26 protein-coding genes and 2 tRNA genes are annotated in these 26,643 nt (G+C 48.3%); 15 read left to right on the top strand and 13 right to left on the bottom strand.

The features are described from left to right. The first annotated feature begins 45 nt into the window (after positions 1-45). From RFF05_RS03055 to pnuC, 8 genes are all read left to right on the top strand, one after another. Entirely contained in the window at positions 46-894 is an 849-nt protein-coding gene (locus RFF05_RS03055; protein WP_409968960.1) for a LysR substrate-binding domain-containing protein, read from the top strand. 347 nt (positions 895-1,241) lie between these two features. After that, the gene (locus RFF05_RS03050) at positions 1,242-2,852 is read left to right on the top strand and encodes an efflux RND transporter periplasmic adaptor subunit (RefSeq protein ID WP_409968959.1); all 1,611 of its coding nucleotides are present in this window, start codon (positions 1,242-1,244) and stop codon (positions 2,850-2,852) included. After that, positions 2,853-3,569: an ABC transporter ATP-binding protein gene (locus RFF05_RS03045; protein WP_409968958.1), complete on the top strand. Its 717-nt coding sequence runs from the start codon at positions 2,853-2,855 to the stop codon at positions 3,567-3,569. It begins immediately after the preceding gene. Then, on the top strand, positions 3,566-4,801 hold the full coding sequence (locus RFF05_RS03040) for an ABC transporter permease (protein ID WP_409968957.1): 1,236 nt from the start codon (positions 3,566-3,568) through the stop codon (positions 4,799-4,801). The genes RFF05_RS03045 and RFF05_RS03040 overlap by 4 nt, the downstream gene beginning before the upstream one ends. Before the next feature lie 85 nt (positions 4,802-4,886). Continuing rightward, on the top strand, positions 4,887-7,118 hold the full coding sequence (locus tag RFF05_RS03035; protein ID WP_409968956.1) for an S-layer homology domain-containing protein: 2,232 nt from the start codon (positions 4,887-4,889) through the stop codon (positions 7,116-7,118). Positions 7,119-7,247: 129 nt separating this feature from the next. Continuing rightward, a complete protein-coding gene (locus tag RFF05_RS03030; RefSeq protein ID WP_409968955.1) occupies positions 7,248-7,949 on the top strand; it encodes a response regulator transcription factor in 702 nt (233 codons plus the stop codon). Then, on the top strand, positions 7,946-9,871 hold the full coding sequence (locus RFF05_RS03025; protein ID WP_409968954.1) for a sensor histidine kinase: 1,926 nt from the start codon (positions 7,946-7,948) through the stop codon (positions 9,869-9,871). The genes RFF05_RS03030 and RFF05_RS03025 overlap by 4 nt, the downstream gene beginning before the upstream one ends. 94 nt (positions 9,872-9,965) lie before the next feature. After that, a complete protein-coding gene (gene pnuC / locus RFF05_RS03020; RefSeq protein ID WP_409968953.1) occupies positions 9,966-10,661 on the top strand; it encodes a nicotinamide riboside transporter PnuC in 696 nt (231 codons plus the stop codon). A gap of 48 nt (positions 10,662-10,709) precedes the next feature. Here the strand turns inward: pnuC and RFF05_RS03015 are convergent, their stop codons facing one another. Continuing rightward, a complete protein-coding gene (locus RFF05_RS03015) occupies positions 10,710-10,832 on the bottom strand; it encodes a hypothetical protein (RefSeq protein WP_409968952.1) in 123 nt (40 codons plus the stop codon). A gap of 564 nt (positions 10,833-11,396) precedes the next feature. Here RFF05_RS03015 and RFF05_RS03010 point away from each other — a divergent pair. From RFF05_RS03010 to RFF05_RS02990, 5 genes are all read left to right on the top strand, one after another. After that, a tRNA-Thr gene (locus tag RFF05_RS03010) sits at positions 11,397-11,471 on the top strand. A 289-nt stretch (positions 11,472-11,760) separates the two neighbouring features. After that, positions 11,761-12,459, top strand: coding sequence for a metallophosphoesterase (locus RFF05_RS03005; RefSeq protein ID WP_409968951.1), 699 nt, complete (start codon positions 11,761-11,763; stop codon positions 12,457-12,459). 129 nt (positions 12,460-12,588) lie between these two features. After that, entirely contained in the window at positions 12,589-14,088 is a 1,500-nt protein-coding gene (locus tag RFF05_RS03000; RefSeq protein ID WP_409970066.1) for a DNA methylase, read from the top strand. Beyond that, positions 14,085-14,525 carry a hypothetical protein gene (locus RFF05_RS02995; protein WP_409968950.1) on the top strand — a complete coding sequence of 147 codons (441 nt, stop codon included), beginning with the start codon at positions 14,085-14,087 and terminating at the stop codon, positions 14,523-14,525. Before RFF05_RS03000 ends, RFF05_RS02995 begins: the two co-directional genes overlap by 4 nt. Positions 14,526-14,624: 99 nt before the next feature. Further along, on the top strand, positions 14,625-15,362 hold the full coding sequence (locus tag RFF05_RS02990; protein ID WP_409968949.1) for a DNA/RNA non-specific endonuclease: 738 nt from the start codon (positions 14,625-14,627) through the stop codon (positions 15,360-15,362). A gap of 70 nt (positions 15,363-15,432) precedes the next feature. Here RFF05_RS02990 and RFF05_RS02985 read toward each other — a convergent pair whose 3' ends face one another. Further along, positions 15,433-16,068 carry an adenylate kinase gene (locus RFF05_RS02985; RefSeq protein WP_409968948.1) on the bottom strand — a complete coding sequence of 212 codons (636 nt, stop codon included), beginning with the start codon at positions 16,066-16,068 and terminating at the stop codon, positions 15,433-15,435. 334 nt (positions 16,069-16,402) lie between these two features. On the opposite strand from RFF05_RS02985, the gene RFF05_RS02980 reads away from it, so the two are divergent. Then, positions 16,403-16,478: transfer RNA gene (locus tag RFF05_RS02980), tRNA-Ala, on the top strand. A 139-nt stretch (positions 16,479-16,617) separates the two neighbouring features. On the opposite strand, the gene RFF05_RS02975 is transcribed toward RFF05_RS02980, so the two are convergent. From RFF05_RS02975 to RFF05_RS02950, 6 genes are all read right to left on the bottom strand, one after another. Continuing rightward, positions 16,618-17,082: a shikimate kinase gene (locus tag RFF05_RS02975; protein ID WP_409968947.1), complete on the bottom strand. Its 465-nt coding sequence runs from the start codon at positions 17,080-17,082 to the stop codon at positions 16,618-16,620. Then, positions 17,016-17,297, bottom strand: a complete 282-nt coding sequence (locus RFF05_RS02970; RefSeq protein ID WP_409968946.1) for a shikimate kinase — start codon at positions 17,295-17,297, stop codon at positions 17,016-17,018. The genes RFF05_RS02975 and RFF05_RS02970 overlap by 67 nt, the downstream gene beginning before the upstream one ends. Next, positions 17,294-17,902, bottom strand: coding sequence for an ATP-binding cassette domain-containing protein (locus tag RFF05_RS02965; protein WP_409968945.1), 609 nt, complete (start codon positions 17,900-17,902; stop codon positions 17,294-17,296). Before RFF05_RS02965 ends, RFF05_RS02970 begins: the two co-directional genes overlap by 4 nt. Further along, on the bottom strand, positions 17,899-18,651 hold the full coding sequence (locus RFF05_RS02960; RefSeq protein WP_409968944.1) for an ABC transporter permease: 753 nt from the start codon (positions 18,649-18,651) through the stop codon (positions 17,899-17,901). The genes RFF05_RS02965 and RFF05_RS02960 overlap by 4 nt, the downstream gene beginning before the upstream one ends. A 498-nt stretch (positions 18,652-19,149) precedes the next feature. Further along, positions 19,150-20,019 (bottom strand): NAD(+) diphosphatase, encoded by an 870-nt coding sequence (gene nudC / locus RFF05_RS02955; protein ID WP_409968943.1) that lies wholly within the window; start codon positions 20,017-20,019, stop codon positions 19,150-19,152. Between the two features lie 32 nt (positions 20,020-20,051). Continuing rightward, a complete protein-coding gene (locus RFF05_RS02950) occupies positions 20,052-22,304 on the bottom strand; it encodes a hydratase (protein ID WP_409968942.1) in 2,253 nt (750 codons plus the stop codon). A 363-nt stretch (positions 22,305-22,667) separates the two neighbouring features. Between RFF05_RS02950 and RFF05_RS02945 the strand changes: the two genes are divergently transcribed. Next, positions 22,668-23,468 carry a lysophospholipase gene (locus tag RFF05_RS02945; protein WP_409968941.1) on the top strand — a complete coding sequence of 267 codons (801 nt, stop codon included), beginning with the start codon at positions 22,668-22,670 and terminating at the stop codon, positions 23,466-23,468. Between the two features lie 52 nt (positions 23,469-23,520). On the opposite strand, the gene RFF05_RS02940 is transcribed toward RFF05_RS02945, so the two are convergent. The 5 genes from RFF05_RS02940 to RFF05_RS02920 all read right to left on the bottom strand — a co-directional run bounded on the left by RFF05_RS02940 (position 23,521) and on the right by RFF05_RS02920 (position 26,636). Continuing rightward, positions 23,521-24,486 (bottom strand): hypothetical protein, encoded by a 966-nt coding sequence (locus tag RFF05_RS02940; RefSeq protein WP_409968940.1) that lies wholly within the window; start codon positions 24,484-24,486, stop codon positions 23,521-23,523. Beyond that, positions 24,483-24,854 (bottom strand): hypothetical protein, encoded by a 372-nt coding sequence (locus RFF05_RS02935; protein WP_409968939.1) that lies wholly within the window; start codon positions 24,852-24,854, stop codon positions 24,483-24,485. The genes RFF05_RS02940 and RFF05_RS02935 overlap by 4 nt, the downstream gene beginning before the upstream one ends. Continuing rightward, positions 24,851-25,588 carry an ATP-binding cassette domain-containing protein gene (locus RFF05_RS02930; protein ID WP_409968938.1) on the bottom strand — a complete coding sequence of 246 codons (738 nt, stop codon included), beginning with the start codon at positions 25,586-25,588 and terminating at the stop codon, positions 24,851-24,853. The genes RFF05_RS02935 and RFF05_RS02930 overlap by 4 nt, the downstream gene beginning before the upstream one ends. 329 nt (positions 25,589-25,917) lie before the next feature. Then, on the bottom strand, positions 25,918-26,391 hold the full coding sequence (locus tag RFF05_RS02925) for a hypothetical protein (protein ID WP_409968937.1): 474 nt from the start codon (positions 26,389-26,391) through the stop codon (positions 25,918-25,920). Beyond that, on the bottom strand, positions 26,388-26,636 hold the full coding sequence (locus RFF05_RS02920; RefSeq protein WP_409968936.1) for a hypothetical protein: 249 nt from the start codon (positions 26,634-26,636) through the stop codon (positions 26,388-26,390). Before RFF05_RS02920 ends, RFF05_RS02925 begins: the two co-directional genes overlap by 4 nt. Positions 26,637-26,643 lie beyond the last annotated feature (7 nt).

Raw genomic sequence — 26,643 nt, 5'->3', positions numbered from 1 at the left:
TCATTTATTATCTGTTGATAAATTATAATTATGTAGAGGTGTGCTATGCTAGATTATCGGATGGAGACATTTTTAACCTTGTGCGACCAAATGAATTATCGCAAAACCGCAGAGGTGTTGCAAATGACACAGCCTGCTGTCACCCAGCATATTCAGTATCTTGAGCAGTATTATGGGCAAAAGCTGTTTGACTATACGGCGCGGCGATTACAAAAAACCACGGCAGGGGAGTTGCTGGAGCAGTACGGGCGAACAGCCCAATATAATCAAATGGCCATCATGGAAAAACTGCAAGCGCCCCAGCGCAAGCGGTTGCGCCTTGGTGCCACCAAAACCATTGGGGATTACGTCATTGGGGACATGATGGCACGGCTGTTGTCTCGCCATGATGTGGAAGTGTCGCTTTTGGTGGACAACACCAAGCATTTGCTAGAAAAATTGCGCCACACCGACTTGGATATTGTGCTTCTGGAAGGGTATTTCGACAAAACCGCCTATGACTATCAGCTGATGCGACAAGAAGAGCTAGTGGGCATTTGCCACAAAGACCATCCCTTCGCTGGGCAAATTGTGGACATGGAGGCACTGGGGCAGGAGACCATTTTACTCCGAGAAGAAGGCTCTGGCACCCGTGCCGTGTTTGAACAGTTACTGCTGAGCCACAATTATACATTGCAGACCTTCGCCAAAACTGCCTTTATCAGTAGTTTTGAGGTGATCAAGCAGCTGGTGCGCTCACGCCAAGGCATTGCCTTTGTGTACCAGTCGGTGGCCAACAGTCACCCAGAGTTGGCAACGTTCCAAACCACATTGGGACAGGTGAGCCATGAGTTTAATTATGTGTATTTGAAAGATACCCATGGGGAAGATGTGGTGGCATTGCTAGAAAAATGAGAGAGCTGTGTCACAATTTTAAAGTGGCATAATCAAAATAAACAATGTAGGGAATGGTCTTGACCATTCCGCCTCCTGATGATGGATTTCACTTGGGAAGCGGAACGGTCGAGACCGTTCCCTACGTCCATATCATTAGATTTTACAAAGCAGGCGGAATTGAAATATAGATCCTTTTTCTTTATGTCCAAACTGAAAACATTCAAAGTTTTTAAGTAATAGAAACAAAAAGTTACAAAATTTAGGGGGTGGCTTGGGCATTTGTAATCATTTTGAGAAGATTATTATTTATGATGCAATTATGATATACTCGTGAACGAGTTCGAAGACTAAAGGAGAGTATTTTCATGAACGAAACCCCTGTGAAAAAGAAGGTATCTAAAAAATTGCGTCGTCGTATTGTGGCTTTGCTGGTGATTGCTGGTATGGCTGGCGGTGGCTATTATTATGTGACCAAGGACACCGACGAAGTTATCCAAACAGCGGTCACGGATATTGTCTACCGTGGCGACATCACGGCCACCGTAGAAGGCAGTGGCCTCACCAAAGCCAAAAACACCGAGAGCATCAGCCTCAACACCGCAGGCACAGTCCTTGATTTGTTTGTCAGCGATGGCGACAAGGTGATGGCAGGTGACCCACTGTTTGTGGTGGATTCTGCCGCCGCTGTGACGGCTGTGAAAAACGCGCAAAATGAGGTGGATGGATATCAAAGTCAACTCAATGCGTTGTATAAAGATATGGCTGGTTTGAACCTATCTCCCAGCTATGCTGGCAAGCTGATGGACGTTGTGACGTTAAATGCTGGGGATGAGGTGAGTAAAGGGCAAACACTTGCCACCTTGGCAGACGATACACGTTTGCGATTAGAGCTATATTTTAGCTATGCCTATGAAGGACAAATCAAAACTGGGCAAACGGCACAGGTGTCGATTCCTGCCTTGACCTCTAGTTTGGCGGGTACAGTGGAAGCGGTACACATGGTCTCTCGCATCACCGACCAAGGCTCGAAGCTGTTTGTTGTTCATGTGCTGGTGGAGAACCCCGGCACCTTGACTGATGGCATGGTGGCCACCGCCACTGTGGATATTGGGGGCGAAACTGCCTATCCTTACGAAAGTGGCACCCTCGCTTATTACCGCACCGGGGAGCTGACCTCCACCGTGTCTGGCACGGTGATTTCCAGTAAACTGGTGAATTTCTTGCCTGTGACCCAAGGGCAAACCTTGGTGGTCATCGATGGGGAAGATGTGGAAAACGAACGATTTACCATTGAACAAAACTTGGACAATGCCTTAGAAGACTTGGAAAAAGCCCAAGAAAACCTTGCCAATACCAGCGCCGTGGCCCCTATGAATGGAACAGTGTTGGGCTTGAGCGTGGGCTTGGGGGACAGCATTGACGCTGGCGCCACTATTTTGACCATTGCCGACACCGATACCATCATTGTGGATGCCACCGTGGACGAACGGAATGTGTCCTTCGTGAAAGCAGGTATGTGGGTGGACATTGACCAATGGGGCAATTATTTTGGTGGCATGGTGGACAGCGTGTCTCTCACCAGTGACGTTAGTAACGGCGTTGCGTCCTTCCCCATGGTGATTTCCGTGGACAATTACGACGGTGCACTGGTGACAGGTAGCTATGTGAGCTATTCGTTGATGGCCAGCCAAAGCCAAGGGGTGTTGTTGCTGCCATTGCAGAGTGTAAAGTCTGTTACCTTGCCAGACGAATCCTTTGGCACTGTGGTGTTTGTGGCTGGCGAACGGCCTGAAAATGCCGTCGATTTGCCCTATCCTCCAGAAGATGTGCCCGAGGGCTACTGGGCCGTGCCTGTGGTCACAGGGATTGCCGATAACTACAACGTGGAAATTAAATCTGGGGTAGAAGAAGGCATGGAAGTGTTCACCCAAATGATGACCCAAAGCTCATGGGACATGGGCGGCATGATGTATTAAATGGGCGAAGGGATTAAATCTATGTTTGTAGAACTGCAAGACGTATATAAAATCTATGGCGAAGGGCAAGAAAGCGAAGTCCGTGCCCTAGACGGGGTGTCGCTCACCTTAGACCGTGGCGATTTCGTGGCCATTGTAGGCCAGTCTGGCTCAGGCAAGTCCACCATGATGAATGTGTTGGGGTGCCTTGACATTCCCACCTATGGCACGTACTTATTAGACGGTGTGGATGTGCGGTCGTTGGAAGACGATGAACTGTCTAAAATCCGCAACCAACAAATTGGCTTTATTTTCCAGCAATATAATCTCATTGGTGATTTGACAGTACTAGAAAATGTGGAACTCCCTTTGATTTATCAAGGGATTTCAGGAGGCAAGCGGCTGGAAATGGCGCAGGATGCCCTTGACCGTGTGGGGTTGGGTGACCGTGGTAGAAACCGCCCCAGTCAACTCTCTGGCGGTCAACAGCAGCGTGTGGCCATTGCCCGTGCCATTGCCGCCAAGCCCCCCATCATCATGGCAGATGAACCCACTGGCGCATTGGACTCCACCACAGGCAAAGAGGTGATGGGCTTTCTCCGTCAGTTTAACAAAGAGGGGAGCACCATCATTTTGATTACCCATGACAATGACATTGCCGCCCAAGCCCGTCGTACTGTGCGGATTTTCGACGGTAAAATCGTGGATGACCAACGCCAGGAGGTGGATTGGCTATGAATATCACCCAAGCCATTAAAATGGCATGGAAATCCATTTCTGGTAACAAAGGCCGTTCCTTTTTGACCATGCTGGGCATCATCATTGGCATCTCCTCGGTGATGACCATTGTGTCCATCGCCAACGGCATGAATCAACAAATTGTGGCACAATTTGACGCCATTGGCCGCAATCGTATCACCGTTTCAGTTTATAGTTACGGGTCTCAAAGTGGGGCTAACAGTAACAAAACCTTTGAGCAAATGTATGCTTACGTGAACCAATTAGGCGATTTGGTGGAGGGCATCACCCCCACCACCACCTTTTATGGGAGTCTGGCCTATGGCACCAAAAACTCTCAAAACATGAGCTATGAGTGGACACAAGACGGCGTTGTGGGGGATATGCCCCCCACGGTTTACTTTGGCAGTGACCAATATGGGGTTGCCAATAACTTCACCATTGAAAAAGGGCGAGACATTGCCTATTTAGACGTGCAAAACTACAACCAAGTGATTGTTTTAGGTGCCAACGCCGCCAAAACCTATTTTGGTACAGGCAATCCCATTGGGCAGGATATGCAGTTAAACGGTGAAAGCTTCACCGTCATCGGTGTGTACAAAGCCAAAGATGAAACCAACATCTGGTACGATAACATCGCCGTCATCCCCTATAGCGCCACACGACTGTTTGGGCAAACCGCCCCTACTGACTTTTTGGTGAAGGCCACGTCTACGGAGGCCGCCACAGAGGTGACCTCACGGCTCACTGGCTTTTTGGCTGGCATTGTGCCCCAAGGCACAGGGGATTATTGGGTGCAAAGTGAAGACCAATGGATGGAAGGGAGTGGCGATATGTACACCCAGATGGGCATGGTGCTAGGCGGTATCGCCGCTATCAGCTTGCTGGTTGGTGGTATTGGCATTATGAACATCATGTTGGTGACCGTTACCGAACGTACCCGTGAAATTGGCATTCGCCGTGCCATTGGTGCCAAGCGTAAAAGTATCATCGTCCAATTCTTAATTGAAGCTGGGATGATTTGTGGCATTGGCGGTATCTTCGGCGTGGCACTAGGCATGGCTGGTGGCTATGCACTGGGGCAAATGATGCTTCAAATTGCCGTGTACCCTGATGTGAAAATCACGTTGTGCGCCTTGGGTTTATCCGTGGCACTGGGGATGATTTTTGGGATGTACCCTGCCATGAAGGCATCAAAATTACAGCCTGTAGAAGCGCTACGGGCAGATTAAACTGTATCATCGGAGCAATCCGACGGGGCGTCGAGGACGCCGCCCCCTACATAGGGGATACTATTTATTATGAAGGAAATGACTTATGAAAAAAATCTTACTATTAGTGAGCTTGTTGGTGATGGTGCTGTCCACTACCGCCAGTGCCGCCTATTTTAGCGATATTTCCGACCCTGATTTGGCAATGGATGTGGAGTCCTTGCGATTGATGGACGTGGTGGGTGGCTATGGCGATGGGACGTACCGTCCCAATGAAAGCCTGACTCGTGCCCAATTTTCCAAAATGGTGGTCTCTGCCATGAATGCCACCGACCAGCTGGGGCAATATGCCACCTATACCGTGTTTCCCGACGTGCGTCCCTCTCATTGGGCGGCGGCGTATATTAACCTTGCCTCCCGTGGGCTGGGGGTGGTGGGTGGCTTTGCCGATGGCAATTTTAACCCCGATGCCACCATCACCACAGGGCAGGCGGTGACCATTTTGATGCGTTTGCTAGGCTATAGCGATGCAGACGTGGGGGCGGTATGGCCTGATGGCTATTTGTATCAAGGCAAAACCGTGGGCTTGCTAGAAGATTTGACCTTCACTGGCAACGAATCCATCACCCGTGGGCAAACTGCCATATTGATGGTGAATCTTCTGACCTGCGACACCAAAGACGGCGGTAGTTTTGCCTCTGGCATTGCCGCCTCGGTGATAGAAAATGCGATGTTACTCTCCAGCAATGCCACGGCACCTGATGGCACCGCTGGCGCTATGCAGCTGGGCACAGGCATTACCTATAAAATGGCGAACACCACCAGCTCTGGTATCCTCAACGGACGTCAAGGGATTATGTTGTTGGATAAAAATGGAAAGGTGATGACCTTTATTCCTGACCAAGAAGGTACCAGTGTGACCATCACTGTGTCTGAGGCAACGGCATTGTCCATCCGAGACAGTCAGGGGACTAGCTATGCCGTAAAGGCAGACACCCTTGTCTTCCGCAATGGAGAGCAAACGGTGTGGGGCGATGTGTTCTCTTGGGTAAACGCAGGCACAAGCATTACACTGCATATTGGGGTGTCTGGTCATGTTGACCATGTGTTTGTGGGGAGTGCCACCAGTGCTGAAGATGCTTTGGTCATTGGTAGTAATGGCTCTACTGCTGGGTTTGAAGGCCTGACTGGAACCACCCAATACACCATTTATAAAAATGGTATGACGGCTACCCGTGGCGATTTGAAAGCGTATGATGTGGCGACTTACGACGCTGCGACCAACTCCATCCGCGTGAGCGACATGCGCTTGACAGGGTATTATGATTCGTGTTATCCCACGGTCAGCGCACCTAGCAAAATCACAGTTATGGGATTGGAACTCAATGTGCTACCCTGTGCTGTGGAGTCTCTTTCCAAGCTGAAAATGAACCAATCGATTACCATTCTCCTCACCGAGGATATGCAGGTGGCAGGCGCTATGGAGGCTGTGAGTAGCTCCATTCGTGGCAATATCGTGGGCATTGCCACCTCTGTGACAACGACAAGTGCTTCGGTTACCTTGTTCAATGGGCTAGAGGTTTCTGGCAGTGTGCGTTATACGGAGCAACGTGCCGCTGAGCTAAACGGTCAAGTGGTGAGAGTTTCCTCTAGCAGTGCAGGCGCCATCAGTTTGTCTAAGATCATGGGCGATACATCCTATGATCTGGATTTGGGCACTGAAATGCTGGGGACAATCGCATTGGCTGAGAATGTACGGATTTACGAAACTGTAGCAGGTGGCGCATTGCGAGCCATCTCCTTAGACGAAATTCCTGGCACCAAAGTCTACTCTGATAAAATTACTTACGTGGGCAAAGACTGGCGTGGCGATGTTAATATTTTGGTGCTTAACGATGTGACTGGTAACAATTATACCTATGGTTTGGCTAAGGTTGATACCACCACTGAAACTGAGTATGATGATGAAGGCAAGCCAATGGGAACCAGCTCTTCCCATCAATTGTCTGTGTCCAATGGAGACACCACAGTTGGGCCATTTAAGCGCCCGAATTCTAGTTATGCTGGTAGCTTTATTGGTATTGTAGCAAGTGTTAATGGTCAACAAGTGGCTGCTGTCAAAGAGCTTACACGACTGAAAAATATACCCAATAGCGCTTGGATCAGCGAGACCACTGTTTCTTACCAAGGTGAAATATACACTGTGGCCAAAGAAGTCAAGGCGTATGACGACGATAGCCGTGGCTGGATTTCTCTGGCTACCGCCCATGCGTATGCACAAGAATCTGATCTTTATGTGGATGAGTTCAATGTGGTGCGTGTGGTCACCATTCACTAATATGAGGTGAGCCCGAGTAGAGGCGGATGATATCCGCCTCTACTTTTTTCGTCTTAATAAAAACTTAAACATAAAAACCCTTTTATCTTAATGTCGAAATATGGTATTCTATGTATGTGAGGTGAAGCTATGTACAACATTTTGATCTGCGATGACGACAAAGACATTGCAACAACCCTAAAATTATACTTAACCGCCGAAGGCTATCACATTGAAACTGCCAGCAATGGAGAAGAGGCTTTGGTTGTACTAAAAGAGCAAGATATCCATTTGATTTTGATGGATATTATGATGCCCAAACTAGATGGCCTGTCCGCTACAGCAAAGTTACGAGAATTTTCCAACGCACCTGTGCTGATGCTGACGGCTAAAAGTGAAGACAGTGACTTGATACTGGGGCTCAACATGGGCGCTGACGATTATATCACCAAGCCATTTCACCCAGCAGAAGTGATGGCACGGGTGAAATCCCATCTACGACGGTATGCCCAGCTGGGGGGTATGCCATCGCCAAAAGAAGGCACCATCACTGTGGGTGGTATCACGCTGGATGACGACAAAAAGGTGGTGACCCTAGACGGGGAGCCCATCACCTTGACCCCGCGAGAATACGCCATTTTAAAACTGCTGATGGAAAACCCCAACAAGGTCTATTCCTCCAAAGCGCTGTATGAGGCGGTGTGGGGGCAGGCTTCTATGGGGACAGAAGGGTCGGTGGCGGTGCACATTCGCCACCTGCGAGAGAAGCTGGAAGTGAACCCCTCAGAGCCACGGTATGTAAAAGTGGTCTGGGGACAAGGGTATAAGATTGAGAAAGGAAAAAGTATATGAAAACGTGGAAAAGCAATCGGTTTTTAAAGTTTTGCATCTATTTTGTGACCATTTTGGCGCTGATGGTGTCCACCGCCTCTGGTGCAGTGCTGGTTTTAGGTTATGACAACGGCACCTTTACCAATGGCCAATATTACGGCACAGATTCCTATGCCAGTTTGGTGAGCAACACCTTGTGGAGCTATAATGCACGATTGGAAAACGCCAAAACATGGGCACAAGAGGAAGTCCTTCCAGAAGAAGAAGTGTCCGAAGAGTCGATACAATTTTCTATTTATACCCAAGAATTGGAACTGGTTACCGCTGAATATATCGAAGATACTCTGGAGGATTTACAAGAGCAAGCCAGCCTAGAGGCAACCAACTTCAATATCCGTATCACGGAAAACGCCACAGGGGAGGTGCTTTTATCCACCTTCGGTGACGGGCTCTATTGGCCTATGGAAACCGCAAAATATGGCAACTATACCATAGAAGGTGCCTTGCAAAGCCCCACCACGGTGAATGACGAATTCAGTGGGCAAGAGCTGATGTACAATCAAATGCGGAGCCTGTTCCCTGATATTTGGGTGGTCTTTGGGATTGCCGTTGCCACGGCGCTGTTGGGGCTGTGCATGGTGGCCACTGTGGCAGGCTATCGCAAAGGCAAAGAGGGCATCACGCAAGGGGGACTGGAGAAAATTCCCACGGATTTGTGGTTGATTTTGTGCGCCTTTGTGGGGATTCCTGCAGCTATTTTTGCGGTGAGCTGTGGCTACAACGCATGGGAACGTCAAGGCGACATTACCTATATGGTGGGTATGGTGGCGGTGGTTGTCGCTTGCCTTCTGGTGCTGGCTGAATTGGTGGCAAAAACACTGGAAACCATGGTCACACGGATTAAAACTCACACCTTTTGGCGCAATACCATGGTGGCATGGTGTTTGCGCACAGCCTACAAAGGCCTTGCCACCTTGCCCACCATTTGGCGCACAGCGGTGATTGGGTTGGCGGTGTTTGCAGTCAATGGCTTTTTGGGGATGTGCTCTACTTTGAATGTGTTTTTCTGGCTCATCTTCGCCTTTTATAACCTGCTGATGCTCCTTGCAGTCTGCGCCATTGCATGGCAAATGAAGGGATTACAAGCTGGGGCAGAACAGCTGGCAACAGGCAAATTCAAAGACAAAATCGACACCTCTCGTATGTATTTTGATTGCAAAAAATACGGGGAAACCTTGAACACCATTGGGGATGGCATCGGCTTAGCCGTAGACGAAAAGCTGAAATCTCAACGGATGAAAACCGAGCTGATTTCAAACGTCTCCCATGATATCAAAACCCCACTCACCTCCATCGTCACCTGTGTGGAACTGCTCCAAGCAGACCACACCGACGAGGAGCATGCTGGGTATTTGGAACTGCTACAGCGTCAATCTATGAAAATGAAAAAGCTGGTGGAAGATTTGGTGGAAGCGTCCAAAGCCTCCACAGGCAACTTAAATGTCACCATGGCAGAAACTGATTTGGTGGAAGTGGTAGAGCAGGCACTGGCAGAATATGCTGGTCATTTCACTGCCCAAACTCTCACCGTGGTACCCCAATTGCCAGAGGAATGCAAGGCCATGGCAGACGGCAAATTGATGTGGCGTGTGCTGGATAATTTGCTTTCCAACGTTTGCAAATATGCCATGCCTAGCACGCGGGTCTATGTGACGGTGGCTGGTGGAGAGCACCCTGAAATCGCCATCAAAAATATCTCTGCAGAGCCACTGAACATGACCTCAGAGGAGCTGATGGAGCGGTTTGTCCGTGGTGACAGCGCCCGTAGCACAGAAGGCTCTGGCTTGGGCTTGAACATTGCCCAAAGCTTGATGCAGTTGCAAAACGGCGATTTGAAGCTGTATATTGATGGGGATTTCGTCAAGGTGCAGTTGTATTTATAAGCGCACATGAAACGGGAGAGGCAAAGCCTCTCCCGTTTCATCTTACACAACCCTTGACAACCATTCCGAACACAGGTACAATGGCAACTAGACTATGAAAATAACCAGTGGGGAGACGCCGATGAACACCCTGACAACATTTGAAAAACGACTGTGGCTGGTGTCACTGCTGGTGGTGGGCGTATCGTCCGTGCTAGGCGGTGTGGCGGCGCTGAATTTGGCGGTGTCCCTCATTGGGGTGACGGCGCTGATTTTTGTGGCCAAAGGTCACGTGCTAGGGCAACTGCTGACCATTGTCTTTGGCCTGATTTACGGCTATATTTCTTATCAATGTGCCTATTATGGGGAAATGATTACCTACATGGGCATGACCGTGCCCATGGCCGCGGTGGCGGCGGTGGCATGGCTGAAAAACCCTTATGAACAAGGGAAGCAAGAGGTGAAGGTAGCGCCCTTTTACAAAAAGGATTGGGCCCTGCTGGTGGCATTGACGGCTGTGGTTACCTTTGGTTTTTATTTTATCTTGGCCTATTTTCAAACCGCTAGCTTACCACTGAGCACCTTATCCATTACCACCAGCTTTTCTGCATCCTATTTGACCTATCGCCGTAGCCCTTATTACGCCTTGGCCTACGCCTTGAATGACGTGGTGCTCATTGGGCTGTGGGTGGCGGCCACATGGGAAGAGCCATCTTATTTCACCATGGTGATGTGCTTTGTGATGTTCTTCCTCAACGATTTGTATGGCTATTACAACTGGCGACGGATGGAACGACGACAAGGACTATGAAAAACGGATGCCTTCATTTGATGAAGGTATCCGTTTTTCATTTCAATTCTAGCACGTCGCCAGCACCAAGAACGTGAAGATAAAGAGCATGGAGCGTTGGATGCCTTGAGACATTTCGCGCTTGTCAGCACCACGAATCATGGCGTCGGTGACGGTTGATATATATTCCAATGATTAAAATTGCAAGAAAGTTATATGTTCCGTCATTTTGGGGGGAGGCAGAAAGGGGGATGGACATTGGGGGAAGGAACGGGGAACAAACCTTTGGCAAAATGAATAAAGGCGATTTAGGGGCAGTGGTCAGATGAGAGGGACAGATGACGATTTTCATTTAAAAAGTGCAGTTTTTTATAAGGCATTTTTGAAATGAACTGGAAATAAAAGGGTTTCGTTGTGGAAAAGTATGTGGAAAGTGTTGATAACTTGGTGTAAATTGGAAAAACAGAAGAAAAATACAGTGGGACACGCTTTGTCGAGATTCATAGAGCGGAAGGATTTCAAGTCAAAAAATCACCAAAATTTTATAAAAAATATCGGTGAAATTACGAGTTGACAGATGCGTTTGATGGATTGTTGTGATAAAAATCTACGATTTAGATAAAAATATTTTGCAAGAAAACCTGCAATTATACAATTTGTATATAGCGGATAAGAATCTGAGAGAAAGGTGGCGACTCCTGCTTGACGAAGGGGTTGTGTGTGGTATACTATCAATCGTTGCAAAGATTGTAATGCGCTTGTGTAGCACAGTGGTAGTGCATCTCACTCGTAATGAGAAGGTCGCCCGTTCAAATCGGGTCACAAGCTCCACAAAAAGCCCTTGAAATCCAAGATTTCAAGGGCTTTTTGCTATTTTTAAGACAAATTCAGTTTTTGGATTTGCCTGATAATTCAACGATAATTCAACGTTCAATCCAGAGTTGGCAATGATACCATAAACACATAATCGGTTGTGATTCACTGGAGATTTACTTATGTTTATGATATAATAATCGTAAAATGATTATTATATTTGATTTTAGGCATCTTCGCAGAGCGAAGTTATGGCAATGATATCGATTTATAATAAGGCAGCAATCAGTTGAAAAGAGGTTGTACGATGATTTATGTTACGGCGGATCTTCATGGCGATTACACGAAATACACGGTACTTTTAGAGAAAATCAATTTGTCCTCAAAAGATGCCCTTGTTATCTTGGGTGATGTGATAGACCGTGGGTCACAAGGAATCAAAATTTTAATGGATATCATGGGGCGCGATAATGTGTTTATGCTGTTGGGTAACCATGAGCAAATTGCTTTGGCTTGTCTAGAAGTGCTGGGGCAAGAAATCACCGAGGAGAGTATTGCAAATCTAGAGGCTGCCACCACGGATATGCTAGTGGAATGGCTTTACAATCTGGGTGGGCAAGCGACGTTGGACGGATTCTCTAAGCTGTCGCAACCTGACAAAGAGGCTGTCTTAGCGTATCTGGAAGAATTACCGCTCTATGAAGAATTTGAAATCAATGGTCAAACGTATTTGCTGGTACACGGAGGACTTGAAAATTTTGCCCCTGATAAAGAGATGGATGATTACACTGCCGATGAGCTGATTTGGCATCGCATCGACTATGGGAGGCGGTATTTTGATGACAAAATGATTATGACAGGCCACACCCCCACCCGTAATATTGACGGTCATCATGTAGACCGTATCTATCAAAACAATGGACATATTGCCATGGACTGCGGTGCAGGGTTTGGGGGCGTGTTGGGGTGCATTTGCTTGAATACTGGAGAGGAATTTTATGTGTAACCCCAAAATGATGAAAGTGGTATGAGTGGCATTCAATACAACCCAATATCAGAAAAATTACCACTTGCAAAATCATCACACTTGCCTTATAATGAGAACAGATGTTCCACAACGAGAGAGGGGGAGGGTCTGTTGCAACGTACCTATTTATGTATTGATTTGAAGTCTTTTTACGCGTCCGTGGAGTGTTTGGAGCGTGGGCTTGACCCTATGACCACCAATCTTGTGGTGGCTGACTTGTCTCGCACGGAAAAGACCATTTGTTTGGCTGTGACCCCTAGCCTCAAAGCCTACGGCATCTCTGGGCGAGCCAGATTGTTTGAAGTGGTACAGCGTGTGAAAGAGGTAAATGCACAGCGAAAATACCTATCGGGCAAACTAGAGGGGGAATCCACCGACAGCCTCACGTTGTCCGAAAATCCCAATATGGCACTTGGGTACATTGTGGCACCGCCCAGAATGGCCCACTATTTGGAATATAGTCACCGTGTCTATGCCTGCTATTTGAAGTATATTTCCCAGCAGGACATCCACGTTTATTCCATTGATGAAGTGTTTATGGACGTCACCCCCTACCTAGAAACCTATGGCATGACCGCCCATCAACTGGCGAAAACTTTGATTCAAGAGGTGTACAACGAAACTGGTGTCACCGCTACAGCAGGGCTAGGAACCAACCTCTATCTGGCGAAAATCGCCATGGATATTATGGCAAAAAAGACGCCACCAGACGAAGACGGTGTCCGCATTGCTGAGTTGGATGAGGACAGCTATCGCCGTGAGCTGTGGAGCCATCAGCCCATCACTGATTTTTGGCGAGTGGGGCGTGGCTATGCCAAGCGATTGGCTGAAAAAGGGATGCACACCATGGGTGACATTGCCCTGTGCTCTGTGGGGAAACCCACGGAATATTACAACGAAAAATTGCTCTATGACCTGTTTGGCATCAATGCAGAGTTGCTCATTGACCACGCATGGGGTTGGGAGCCCTGCCAGATGCACCACATCAAAGAGTATAAACCACGCACCAAAAGTCTAGCGTCGGGACAGGTGCTTCACTGCGCTTACGATACAGAAAAAGCCCGTATTGTAGTGGGGGAAATGGCTGACAGGTTGGCACTAGATTTAATGACCAAAGGATTTATGACCAACCATGTCACCTTGCAAATTGGCTATGACCGTGACAGTCTGACTGGGGACTACCGTGGTACTGTCACCAAAGACGCCTATGGGCGAAGCATTCCCAAGCACGGGAAAGGTGCTGCCAAATTGGAGCGATATACCCATCTGGCAACCGTGATTACCAAGGCAGTGTTGGCATTGTATGATGAGATTGTCAATCCCAAGCTGTTGGTGCGACGGATGAATTTAAGCGTGGATGGATTGGTTACGACGGAAGAAGGTCAAGAAATCAGCCAGCAGGTAGCGTATGAGCAAACGGATTTGTTCGGCATTTTAGAGGACAAAGAGCAACGCAAGGCGCAGGATGCCCACGAAGAACAGAAACAAGCTGCCATTCAAAAAATCCAAGTCAAATACGGCAAAAATGCCATCCTCCGTGGCAGTAGCCTGATGGACGGCGCCACCGCCATGGATCGGAATCGCCAGATTGGGGGGCACAAAGCATGAACCAAGACATGAACGATAAATATGCCGCCATTCTCCATGCACCTCGCCCTCGTTCCACCACCCATGCCCCCATGTCACTGTGGGATCGGGCGGCACAGTTTGCACCCTTTGCCGCCTTGGCAGGACATACGGAAGGCACCCAAGAAGTGGCACGCATCACCCAAGAACGGTTGGAGTTATCGGAGGATGCTGCCATGGAGATAGCTGGGTGCATCCAAATCATCCAAAGCCGACTGGCAGAACAGCTAGAAGTGACGGTCACATGTTTCATCCCCGACCCACGCAAAGAGGGCGGTGCCTATGTGACGGAAAAAGGCAGAGTGAAAAAAATCGACGCTGTATGGCATCGATTGGTGCTAACAAATGGCAAAGAAATCGCCATTGCAGACATTTTGGAGATTGCAATCTTAAGAAGTATAAACAGACATGATTCATGAAGGGGTATTTATATGGCAACTAAATCCAGAAGATCTAAATCTAAAAAAAGTGGCTTTTCAGCTAAAAAAGTTATTGCGTTAATTTGCGCCCTTGTGGCCATGGCAGCAACCATTTATCTGCAACCAGAAACCACTACCTCCACATCCACATTGGTGGATTTGCCTGCTTATGAGGGCGCTCCCTACATTTATTTGGACGACAATGTACCTACTTTTACCGAAGAGGATTGGACCACCACATCCTTTGAATACTATTCTGAACTAGACTATTTGGGTCGTTGTGGTGTGGTTTATGCGTGTATCAGCACTGATCTGATGCCCACTGAAGATAGAGAGAGCATTTCTAGCGTCTATCCCACAGGGTGGGTGCAAGGGGCTTATGATAATGTAGATGGTGGGTATCTATATAATCGTTCTCACCTGATAGGCTTCCAACTGACTGGCGAAAATGCCAATGAATTGAATCTCATCACAGGCACACGTGCGTTCAATGTGGAGGGTATGCTTCCGTTTGAAAATGAAGTGGCCGCCTACATAGACGAAACTGGAAACCATGTGCTCTATCGTGTCACGCCTTATTTTGACGGTCAGAACCTAGTTGCCAATGGCGTGCAGATGGAGGCGTATTCTGTTGAAGATAACGGTGCTGGCGTCCAGTTTAATGTCTATTGTTATAACGCACAGCCCGATATCGCCATCGACTATGCCACTGGTAGCAATTATTATAGTGAAGGAGATTACAACTTCGATACATCTACTACCACCGCTACTAGCAGTAGTAGCTATGGTTCTTTGGGTGATATGGCTGAGTATGTTTTGGAGATGTTCTATTCCTAAAACTATGGTAAGGTTGGCTGACAAAAGACAAAACCACCGTCGAAATACGGTGGTTTTGTTTTTAATGGTATTAGAGTCTTTCAATGCCTTGGCAAATATCTTGGAACACAGCGTCGGCATCTTGCAGGCCATTGACGGTGACCAAATGATTCTTTTCTCGATAGTAATCTTCCAAGGGTGCGCTTTGACTGTGGAAGGTGGCAAGGCGCACAGCGCCAGCTTCCATGGTGTCGTCTTTGCGTTGCATCAGAGCGTGGCCGCATTCATCGCAAATGCCGCTAACCTTAGAAGGAAGGGTGATTTGATGGTAGGTGGCGCCACAGTGGCTACAGGTTTGTCGCCCACATAGGCGCTCTAGCAACACAGCATCTTCTACTTGCAGGTAAATGGCGGCATCCAACGTGCCCACCAGTTTGTCTAACTCTTGGGCTTGCACCACGGTGCGAGGAAAGCCGTCTAAAATAAAGCCTTCTTTGCAGTCATCTTTTTGGATGCGATGGTCTACGATTTGGATGATCAGATGGTCTGAAACCAAGCCACCAGCGTGCATAATTTCTTCCACTTGTCGTCCTAAATCGGTTTTTTGAGCCACTTCTTCTCGGAGCATATCCCCTGTGGCTATGTAAGCCAAACTATATTTTTGTAGCAATTTTCTTGCCTGTGTGCCTTTGCCAGCGCCAGGCGCACCAATTAAGACCAGTTTCATTTTGATTTCTCCTATTAGCTAATGTTGCGCAATATATTTTCTGTTTGTAGTATACATACGTTGTTGCGGAAAATCAAGTAGAAAATATTGATAGTGGTCAAAGTTCATAGGAAGCACTATGTTTTTTATGCGTAAGTCGATTACTTTCGTGATTATATACAAAAGATTTGAGGGGGTTAGATTGTTTGTTGATGGTTTTGTGAGGTTTGATATCGCTATTAAAATTATTGGATTACTTGCAAAATAAGTATTGACAAGCAACGGATAAACTGCTATAATCCATATTGTTCTGCAGAGCAGTGGTAGTCACGGCATACTGCAAACCACAATATGTGGGGGTTTAGCTCAGCTGGGAGAGCGCTACACTGGCAGTGTAGAGGTCAGCGGTTCGATCCCGCTAATCTCCACCAAAAAATCCGAAGTAGATTTATCTACTTCGGATTTTTTCTTATAATCTAAATTCTACTTCGTGAGATTTGGTACGGAGCTACGAGGGCGTGGTTTCCTAAAAAATATTGCCACTGCTGTTTTATCGACAATTGGGGGTTTTTATAAAATGCGGTATTCAAAGTTTTCCCATGCGATGGTTTGCCCCAAATCGATGGCGGCAGGCAACAGCGCAAGAGCCACAGGATTTTCGTTACCTTGGTTGTCCACTAAAATAGCATAGTCGCCGCGGATGTCTTTGACGATGTATTCTACATACATATTAATACCCTTCCTTTTTAAGGCAATGAGCACCGCTTCTACCGTGTCTTCTAGGCTTTGGCTAGCGTGGCAGGGGAGGACGATGTCGGCATATTGGTGGTACAAGGGTTCACGCAGAGCCATCACGTCTTTTAAAGACTGGCTAGGTTTCATGGCGATGCCACGGGTGGAGAGGTTTTGGATGCGGCGCAATAGCTCAGGCAGAGGCACATCTAAATAGACCACAGGGCCTAAGGTTTTTAGATGAGAAATGGCCTCATGGCGACAGACCACGCTGCCACCGGGGAAACCACGTGATGGATGCAATCCACTGTTTGGATGGCGGCTTGCTCAATGTCTAAAAAGCCGTCCACCCCAAGGGTGTCGACCAAGGTTTGAAGTTTGGTGTTTTCGCGGTGCTGAATCACCAAGTCTGTGTCTAAAAAGCCAAAGCCCAATGCCTTGGCCAGAAGCACACCCACTGTGCTTTTACCAGAGCCGGGCATACCGATGAGTGTTATGTTTTGCAAGGGTTTTGTCATGAGAAATCTCCGTTCTGCTGGGATGGAATATGCAAAATATTTTGGGGGTTCAAATAGGATACTTCACTGGGGTCATGGGTGATGCAAATGACGGTTTTTCCTTGGGTTTGAGCCTTGAGATAGTCCATGGTTTTTATCTTGGTTTCGCCGTCTAAGCCTTTAAAAGGCTCGTCTAAAAATAAAATATCAAAGGGGATGAGCAGGGCTCGTAACAGTGCTGTGCGCCGCATCATGCCGCCTGATAACTGTTGCACCAGTTTGTGTTCGTTTCCACTCAAATCCAAGGCTTGTAGCCCTTGTTGCAAGGTGGACAGGGTCAACGGACTGGGCTTATGGATGTGGGGCAGGAGTAGATTGGTTTCCAAGGTGAGCCCTTGGCATAGCCGATCCTCTTGAAACACCACGCTTGGGCGCAATCCATCTAGCCCTAAAATGGTGCCGCTGTCAGGGGATTCAAGACCCATGAGCAGGCGCAGTAAGGTGGTTTTACCGATGCCAGAGGCACCCAGCACGCAGGTGAGTAGCCCTGTTTGGAAGGTGGCATTAAAATCGTGAAGTACCACCTGTCCTTGATAGGATTTGGTGAGGTTTTTGACAGTAATCATAGCGTCCACCTCGCCGATTCTAGCTGTGCGCACAAGGCATCTAGGCCTTTGGCAAATAATGTTTCATACCAATAGCTCACCACCACAATGGCCACCGTCCACGCAAACACATTGGGTGTGTCGATGTACAGTTTGGCGCTGTAGAGCTGTTCACCGATGGAGTTTTTTGGCAGACCAATGATTTCTGCGGCAATGCCAGCTTTGAAGCTGAGTCCCAGCCCCACCAAAGTGGCAGAGCGAAAGTAGGGCATGATTTGAGGTAGACGCACATAGCGTACTTTGGCATAGGTGGTTAAGGCAAACATAGATGCCATTTCCTCTAAATCTGGGTCAAGCTGACCGATGGCGGTGAGCACATTGGTGTAGACAATGGGGAGCACCATGATAAAGGCGATGGTCACCGACAGTGTGGATGAGGAGAACCAGATGAGGATTAAGATGATAAACGAGGCCACTGGCACGGATTTAGCAACCAGAATCACAGGGGTTACCAATTGGCAGAACCACAGCCAGCGGTGAGACGCCACAGCCAGCACAACACTGACGCAGATAGCAGAGATGAAGCCGAGGGTGATGTGCCCTAAAGTGGAGGCGATGGATAGGTAAAAAACAGATTGCTGGAGCAAAACCCACAGCTTTTGCAACGTCAACAGGGGAGAAGGCAATAAAATGTCATAGCCCACCACCATGCTCATCACCTGCCACAGTGCCAGCCAGAACACCACCACCCACAGAGGGAGTCGTTTCATATTCATGGCGCAAAAAAGGGGCGAGGTGAAAGCGTGGTTTGGGGTTCGAAAATTTTTTTCATAAGGTCTCCTTGGCAGTAATACCATGTTCAGTAGCGGTTAAAAGAGGCGAGGGATTGTGAAGGATAGCAATAGGATTGTGCTTATTATAGCATAAACACAAGTAAATCTCCAGTGAATCACAACCGATTATGTGTTTATGGTATCATTGCCATCTCGCCCGTCTTCGGGCGAGGGCTAAAATCAAATATAATAATCGCAATTATTATAGCAAATTTAGGGATATATCACAAGGGTATATTTTCTTGAGCTGTAAGCAGTAAAAATAAGGCAATTAACGATAATGACGCATCTTTGGCAGCCTTAGACCAAGGGGTGATTGTCAAGTTGGACGAAGTGAGCAATGCTGCTTTTGCCAAGTTAAGCCAAGGGAAATAAACCATAGCAAAAGATCCCCCAGCGGTTGGGGATAAATCCGACCGCTGGGGGATCTTTTTTTTATTGAATTTCACCGTTTTTAAAAGCTTGCATCATGGTATAGGTAAGGCTGAGAGCGTTTTCTGTGTCAGCAGGAATGTCTTCACGCTCAAACCATTGTCCCACTTCCAATTCCTCTTGGTCTAGGGTGATGGCGCTGTCGCCATCCAAGTCGGCATAGAAGCCGAAAAGTAAGCTTTCGCTAAAACCCCAAGGTTGGGATTTGTAGTAGGTAAGGTTTTTCAGCTTGAGCCCCACCTCTTCCATCACTTCTCGATGGACGGTTTGTTCCACCGTCTCCCCAATTTCGCAAAAACCTGCAATTAAGGCATAGCGTGTGAAGGCACGGTTGGCATATTTGGTCAGCAATAGACGGTTGCCATTTTTCACTGCCACAATCACCGCAGGGCAGATTTTGGGGTAATCAGTGAACCCACAGTCAGGGCAAACCATACTGCGTTCTTTGGTAGATGGTTCCATTTTGCTGCCGCAAGCACCGCAAAAACGATTGGTTTTATACCACATATGTAGGTGGTTGGCCGTGACCCCCATGTGACCATGCCAAGAGGGGACAATAGTACGGAAAAAGCGAATACTTTCTAAGGAAAAGGCAGGTAAGTCTTCTAAAACAAGGTTGTTTTCTGTCTCGATTTCTTCACTGTCGGCAATCAAAAATCCATCAGTATCCCCAACAGAGCAAAGATAGGTAGCACGGTGCAAAGAATGGGGGAACTGTGGCTGAATCACGGCATAGGTGGGTACCACCAATTGGTCACATTGGCGATAAAGCAAGGGTTGTCCGTTTTTGAAAATAAACACCAAATCCGTGTCTTTTGGGGTTTTGATGGCAAATACATTGGAAAAAGTCAGGGGGGCAATGTCATGTAACATAGGTGAATACCTCGTTTTTTAAATAAATCGGCTTACCGGTTGCGGTTGTAGTTGATCAAGCAGCCTGCTTTGACGATGGACTTTTCATCGTCGGTCATGTCAGCGATGTACAAGGTGATTTCCTTGACAGTTTCACCCAAAACATAGGCTTTGATGCTAGACATATCGTTGTCGATGGCGTGCTTAATATTGGGAATGTAGATGTAATCGCCCACTTCAAACTCGGGCATGGCCACCATTTGGAAGGGAATCATGCCCCAGTTCATCACGTTGGAACGGTAGCGTTTGGTGGCATATTCTTCGCAGATATTGGCCAGACCACCGATCACACGTTGGCAAGAAGCGGCCTGTTCACGGGCAGAGCCGTCACCGGGCTTTTTGCAGTAAATCATGCTACCGATTTCGATGTCGCTAGATGCAACATCGGGGGAAATGGTAGCGATTTGGGCGTAAAGTTCAGCCAATTCAGGCAGTGCATCGCCAGCCACACGGGCTTTTTCCAGTTTGTCCACCACCTTGGAGCGACCCACATATTGAGGGTCACGGCGAGACAGGGTAAACTCTGCAAGGCCAAGGGGATTGGAGCGGTAAGAAGAAGTTTCGCCAGAGGGAATCAGCTCGTCAGTGGTGGTGACGTCGTCCATAATCTTGGAGCAGACCTTCAGCAAAATGTTGTCGGTGAGGGCAGACATTTCAGGCCAATCCTTGATGTTGGGTCCATATTGCAAATCAGCACCTTGGACGGGGGCTTGGTAGCCTTGGAACACACGAGCCTTGTAAGCGGCATCGTCGTAGACGTAGTCTGGCACCACATAGCCATCGGCGTATTTTGTGGCAGAGGTGAGCACACCACCGTTGGCAGAGGTGGCGGCAATGGAGCGTGCGTCCATGAGAGCAACCGCAGACAGTTGACCCACACCAGGCTTAGACCCTTCACGGCTGGGGAAGTTACGAGTGGTATGGCGAACGCTGAAGGCGTTGTTGGCAGGGGTGTCGCCAGCGCCAAAGCAAGGGCCACAGAAAGCAGTTTTCAGCACAGCGCCACAAGACATGAGGGTGGAGATGGCGCCTTTTTTCACCAAATCCATGTACACAGGCATGGAGGAAGGATAGACGGACAGGGTATATTCATCGTTGCCAATGTTGGCATTTTCCATGATGTGAGCGGCTTCCATAATGTTGGAATAAGTACCGCCAGCGCACCCTGCGATGATGCCTTGTTGGACGGTCAGCTTGCCGTTTACAATCTTGTCGGTCATGTGGAAGTCCACCTTAGCATCGCCCACAAAGTTTTGGGCTTCGGCTTCGATAGCATGCAAAATGTCGCTGAGATTTTCATTCAAAGCGTCGATTTCAAACACGTTGGATGGGTGGAAAGGCAGGGCAATCATGGGCTTGACAGAGGACAAATCCACGTACACACAGCCGTCGTAATAGGCGGTGTCGGCAGGGTTCAATTCTTTATACATATCCAGACGACCGTGGCTTGCCAAGTATGCCTTGGTGTCGTCGTCAGTGCGCCAAATGGAGGTCAAACAGGTGGTTTCGGTGGTCATCACGTCCACGCCGTTGCGGTAATCGGTGTACATGGAGGACACACCTGGGCCTACAAATTCCATGACTTTGTTTTTCACATAGCCGTTTTTAAACACAGCGCCAATGATGGCAAGGGCAATATCTTGAGGGCCCACACCGGGTTGGGGCTTGCCGTCCAAGTAAATGGCAACCACGTCGGGATAGTTCACATCGTAGGTGTCGCAGAGGAGCTGCTTCACCAGTTCGCCGCCGCCTTCGCCGATGGCCATGGTGCCCAGAGCGCCATAACGGGTGTGGGAGTCGGAACCCAAAATCATCCGCCCACAGCCAGCCATGGTTTCACGCATATATTGGTGAATGACGGCTTGGTGGGGGGGCACGTAAATGCCACCGTATTTCTTGGCGGCAGACAGGCCAAACACATGGTCATCTTCGTTGATGGTGCCACCCACAGCACATAGGCTGTTGTGGCAGTTGGTCAGCACGTAAGGCACAGGGAATTTCTCCATGCCAGAGGCCTTGGCGGTTTGGACAATGCCCACGAAGGTGATGTCATGAGAGGTCATAGCATCGAAGCGGATTTTCAGCTTCTTCATATCCCCAGAGGTGTTGTGGGCTTCCAAAATGGAGTAGGCCATGGTGCCTTTTTTGGCAACCTCAGGACTTGGTAAATGGGCAACATTTTCATCGCAAGGGACAATATCAGTCCCGTTCACTAGATAAATTCCAGAATTATATAACTTTACCATTGTATTCATCTCCTTAAGAAATCAAATGTATAAAATACTACCACCTTAGTTTAACACACTAATGCTGTATTGTAAATATAAGGATTGGTAATTGGAGTAAATTTTCCAAGAAGAAAAGCAAACTTTCCTATACAATATGACCATGGGAGGAAAAATGGTAGAAATAACCATATTTTTCTGTGAAAGTTATTGCAATCAGATTATGAAAAAAGCAAGATTGGCAATGGTGAGAGTGGTATTTGCTGAGATGGACTCATAGCATTTAAAATAATAACCAAAATTTACTTGTAAAATTTTGTAATTTATGGTATATTTTAAACAAGTATCCACGGCTACTAATTTTATTTTTACGGGAGGCGCACCATGAGTTTCTTTTCTACGTTTGACCAGACCCAATTGTTTTTAAACAAGGAAGTTCCCAGTGATGCCAAGGCGGTGGCTGTCATTGTTCACGGCCTTTGCGAACACCAAGGCCGCTATGATTATTTTGCCAGCTTGTTCCATGGACAAGGCATCGGTACCTATCGTTTTGACCATCGTGGTCATGGGCAATCCCAAGGGGAACGCGCACATTTGAGCGACTGGAATGAATTGGTGGACGATACCAATATGGTGGTGGACATGGCCATTTCTGAGAATCCAGACATCCCTGTGTTTTTGATTGGTCACAGTATGGGCGGTTTTACTGTGGCGCTCTATTGTGCTAAATATCCTGATAAAAAGCTAAAAGGCGTGGTAGCCAGTGGTGCCTTGGTGCAAGATTTCGCAGGGCTGATTCGTGCCGTGCCTGACGGCCTTGACCCCCACATGCAATTGCCTAATGAGCTAGGCGCTGGGGTTTGCTCTGTGGCAGAAGTGGTGGAATGGTATGGGCAAGACCCCTTGAATGGCAAGGTATTTACCACTGGCCTGTGCTACGCCATCAAAGAAGGTATGGATTGGTTTGTCGAAAACAGCCAAAATATCGCCTATCCATTCTTGGTTGTCCATGGCGAAAAAGACGGTTTGGTCAGCCCAAAGGATGGTCAATATCTGTTTGAAAATATCGCCTCCAAAGACCGTCAAATTAAGATTTACGGCAACCTGTTCCACGAGATTTTTAACGAATATTGCAAAGATGAAGTCATTGGCGATGTCCTCAACTGGATTGGTCGTCGGATGTAAGCGTGCGACGCAAAACCGCCCACACCGCAGATGGTGTGGGCGGTTTTTTTAATCAAATCACCAGTAATTCTAAATCTGTACTATCCCAATTTTCAATCATATAACCGTTGTCGGGGCTATCTTGTTGTAAGCTTGAGGTGTAGCACCCCGTGAACACACAGCCATCAGGGGTGTTCATGGTGACGTATATGGTCAAGTGGTCAGAATCTTCCCACGACCATTTTCGCACAGCAGTGAGCAGTCGCCCTTGGGTGTAAACCATGGTGCGATTGTTGTCATAGTTGGCGATTTCGGTGTCCAAATGCTGGGCATAGTCCCCAGTCAGCACCAAAGCGTAGCCATCGTCTTGTTGGGCATACACTTGGAAGGTGTAGCCGTTTAGGAAGACGAAATAGTCGTCTCCTTGCTCCACATCCCAACCTTCAAAGCCCTCTGTGTCAATGGTTTGGGAGACGGTGTGGGTGTCCATGTCGAAGATATAAATGGTGCCCAAGGTGAAGATGAGCAGTTGGTTTTGATTCTCTCGCTTCACCAGTCCTTGCCCGTCCAAAGGATCTGGCAGGGTTAGCACTGCTTCCATAGAAGCCACTTTCACGGTGTCGCCATCCTCTGGAATGGCAAAGATGATGGAGTGGATGGTGGTGCTGTTTTCATCGGACATGGCCACATAAAATCCATCGGTGCCGTTGAACACCGTGCTACGTTGCCATTTGAAACCACTGTCGTCTAGCAACGCTAAGTTGATTTCATGGACACCCAAACCGTCAGAGGTCATGGTGACGGTGGCCATGTCATTGTCTCTGATGGGCATGGAGAAATAGTCCGTCAATCCGCTGTCCTCCGCTGCGTAGCGAGAGAAATAGTAGTAACCTTTCATGGAGCCGTCAGGGAAATTTACGAAGATTTCAGGGGTGTAAACATCGCCGTAGTCCGCCACACGGACAGTTTCGGTGTAAGTGCTGTTGAGGGGTGCACGACTGGCCACATCTTGGAGCATTTCTATGGGAAAACTGCTCATGTTGTCCTCTGGGTCGGTGAAATCATAGGTACCAGAGGTACTCCCCCCAGATTGAGGATGAAATCCACTTCCATATTGCCGCTACTTTGGCTGGGGCTGTCGATATAAGTGCGACTGGCCTGAAAGTCGGTGTTGGCTTGGGTCATGTCCCACAATGGCACGGTGGTGTGCCAGACCAGACTGCCACCCATGGTGGTGTGGTGGGTCAGCAGTACATCGGACACCAGCGCTTTATCGCCGTAGACAATCTCCTCCGTCATCACCACTTGGTCACGCTGGGCATAGATGGTGACGGTGATGGTCAAGGCGGTGACGGTCAAGAGGGCGGTAAGAGCCATGGTGAGGAGGCCGTGGTGTTTTTTCTTCATTGGGTGTCCTCCGTCAACGCATCTAATGCACGGCTGACGCGGTCAGATTGGTAGGCGTAGCTTTCCTTGACGAATTGCATCAAGGTTTTGCCATTGTCCTCCAAATCACTCATTTGCACATCCTGGAGGATGGTGCCCTTGCGAATGAGGACGGCACGGGAGATGAAATGCTCCACTTCTTCTAGGAGATGGGTGGAGAGGATGACGGTTTCGGTGGGCTCTAAAATCCCTAGAAGCACCTTGTAGAAATCCTCACGGTTAAAGACATCGTTACCAGCGAAGGGCTCGTCCATGAAAATGTAGTCCGCCCCTTGGCTCAGGGCGCAGATGACTTCGAATTGGTTTTGCTGACCTACGGAGAATTTGCCAATGTGACGGTCAGTGGGTAGCTCAAAAAAGGTCATGAGGGCATCGAATCGCTTGCCACGAAACTTGGGAAAGTTCCGTGCATAAAAGTCACGGTGGTCAGCAGGGGAGAGGTGGGAGAAAAAGGAGTGTTCACAGGTGGCAAACGACAGGGTTTCGATGTTTTTATGGGTGATGGGTTCGCCGTCTAAGGTGATGGTGCCGTCGTATTTCATGAAATTGAACACGCACTTCATTAACGTGGTTTTGCCAGCGCCGTTTTCTCCGAAAATCCCCACGATTTCCCCACGGGGCAGGGTTAAGTTCATATCGGTGAGGGCTTGGTTGCCACCGAAATATTGCTTGGATAGGTTGGAAATGGTAATCATAAATATACCTCCTTGGTAGGAAAGAGTTTCTGCTGCCGCAGGGGCGTTCCTTTTTTTGTCGAAAAAAAGGAACCGAAAAAATGATTTTTGTCACAGTGTCTGCGGACAAGTGACAAAAAAGAGCTTTTACGAGGGTTCATCACAGGGGTGCATCGGTTGTTTGACCGGCACTTGCAGACCTGAATTTGTCTCTGTGTTGCCATTCGGGCTACGCCCTGTTGCAGTGGTCGAGGCAGATGGTGAGATTTCTTTGGTGTGCCTGAATGGAGTGTATGGGAGGGTGGTGCGGTGGAGTGCTTTGTAGGGACAGCCCTTGCGGCTGTCCGCTCTCACGCCGTCCACGCATCCCACAACATCCGCCATTGCCCCTCTTGGTAATAGCCCTCTGGGGTCATGGAATAGTAGGCCGAATGGTACAATAGTAGCAACAGTCCTGCCACCACCATGGTCAGGGCGGCAGTGGCCATGGGTAAGACCACGCAGCGGCGGAGTAGTGACCAGCGGTCAGGCAGACGGCGCATGAGATAAATGCTACGTGATGAGCCGATGTGCATTTGATAATAAAAAGCGATATTCACAAGGCAAAACAGAGCCAAAATGGGGAACACCCAGAGTCGTGTGCCTAAAATCTCCACATAGGGTGGCATCACATTGTAGCGCCCTTGTATGATGTAATCCACTTCTTCCAGCATAGTTGGGAAAAAGGAGATGGTGGTGCCCGTGGCCAGCAGGAGTATCAGAAAATAATATTTTAAATCTTTTAGGTAATCTCGCCCCACAGGGACGTAGTGTTCTAGCTTCATTGTGCGTCCTCCTCTGCATTGATAATGCCCACGGTGGCACCAAAGCAAATGACGGCATACATCCCAATCATGAATATATCCAGAGCCGAGCCAGTGACTAAGAAGCTGGCGCCTGTGATGATGATGGTGAAGCAGGCGAACTTCCCCTGTCCTCCTTGCCAAGCGGTGACCACGGTGAAGCCACTGGTCAAGGCGATGGCGGCTAGAGACAGGAGGTTCCGTGCCCAGACTAGAGCATCATTCATGGGCAAC

This window comes from Bengtsoniella intestinalis, from assembly GCF_039719005.1.
GTDB lineage: Bacteria > Bacillota > Clostridia > Oscillospirales > Oscillospiraceae > Oscillibacter > Oscillibacter intestinalis.
Note: the sequence above shows the minus strand (reverse complement) of the source record. Positions and strands in the feature narration are given on the sequence as shown.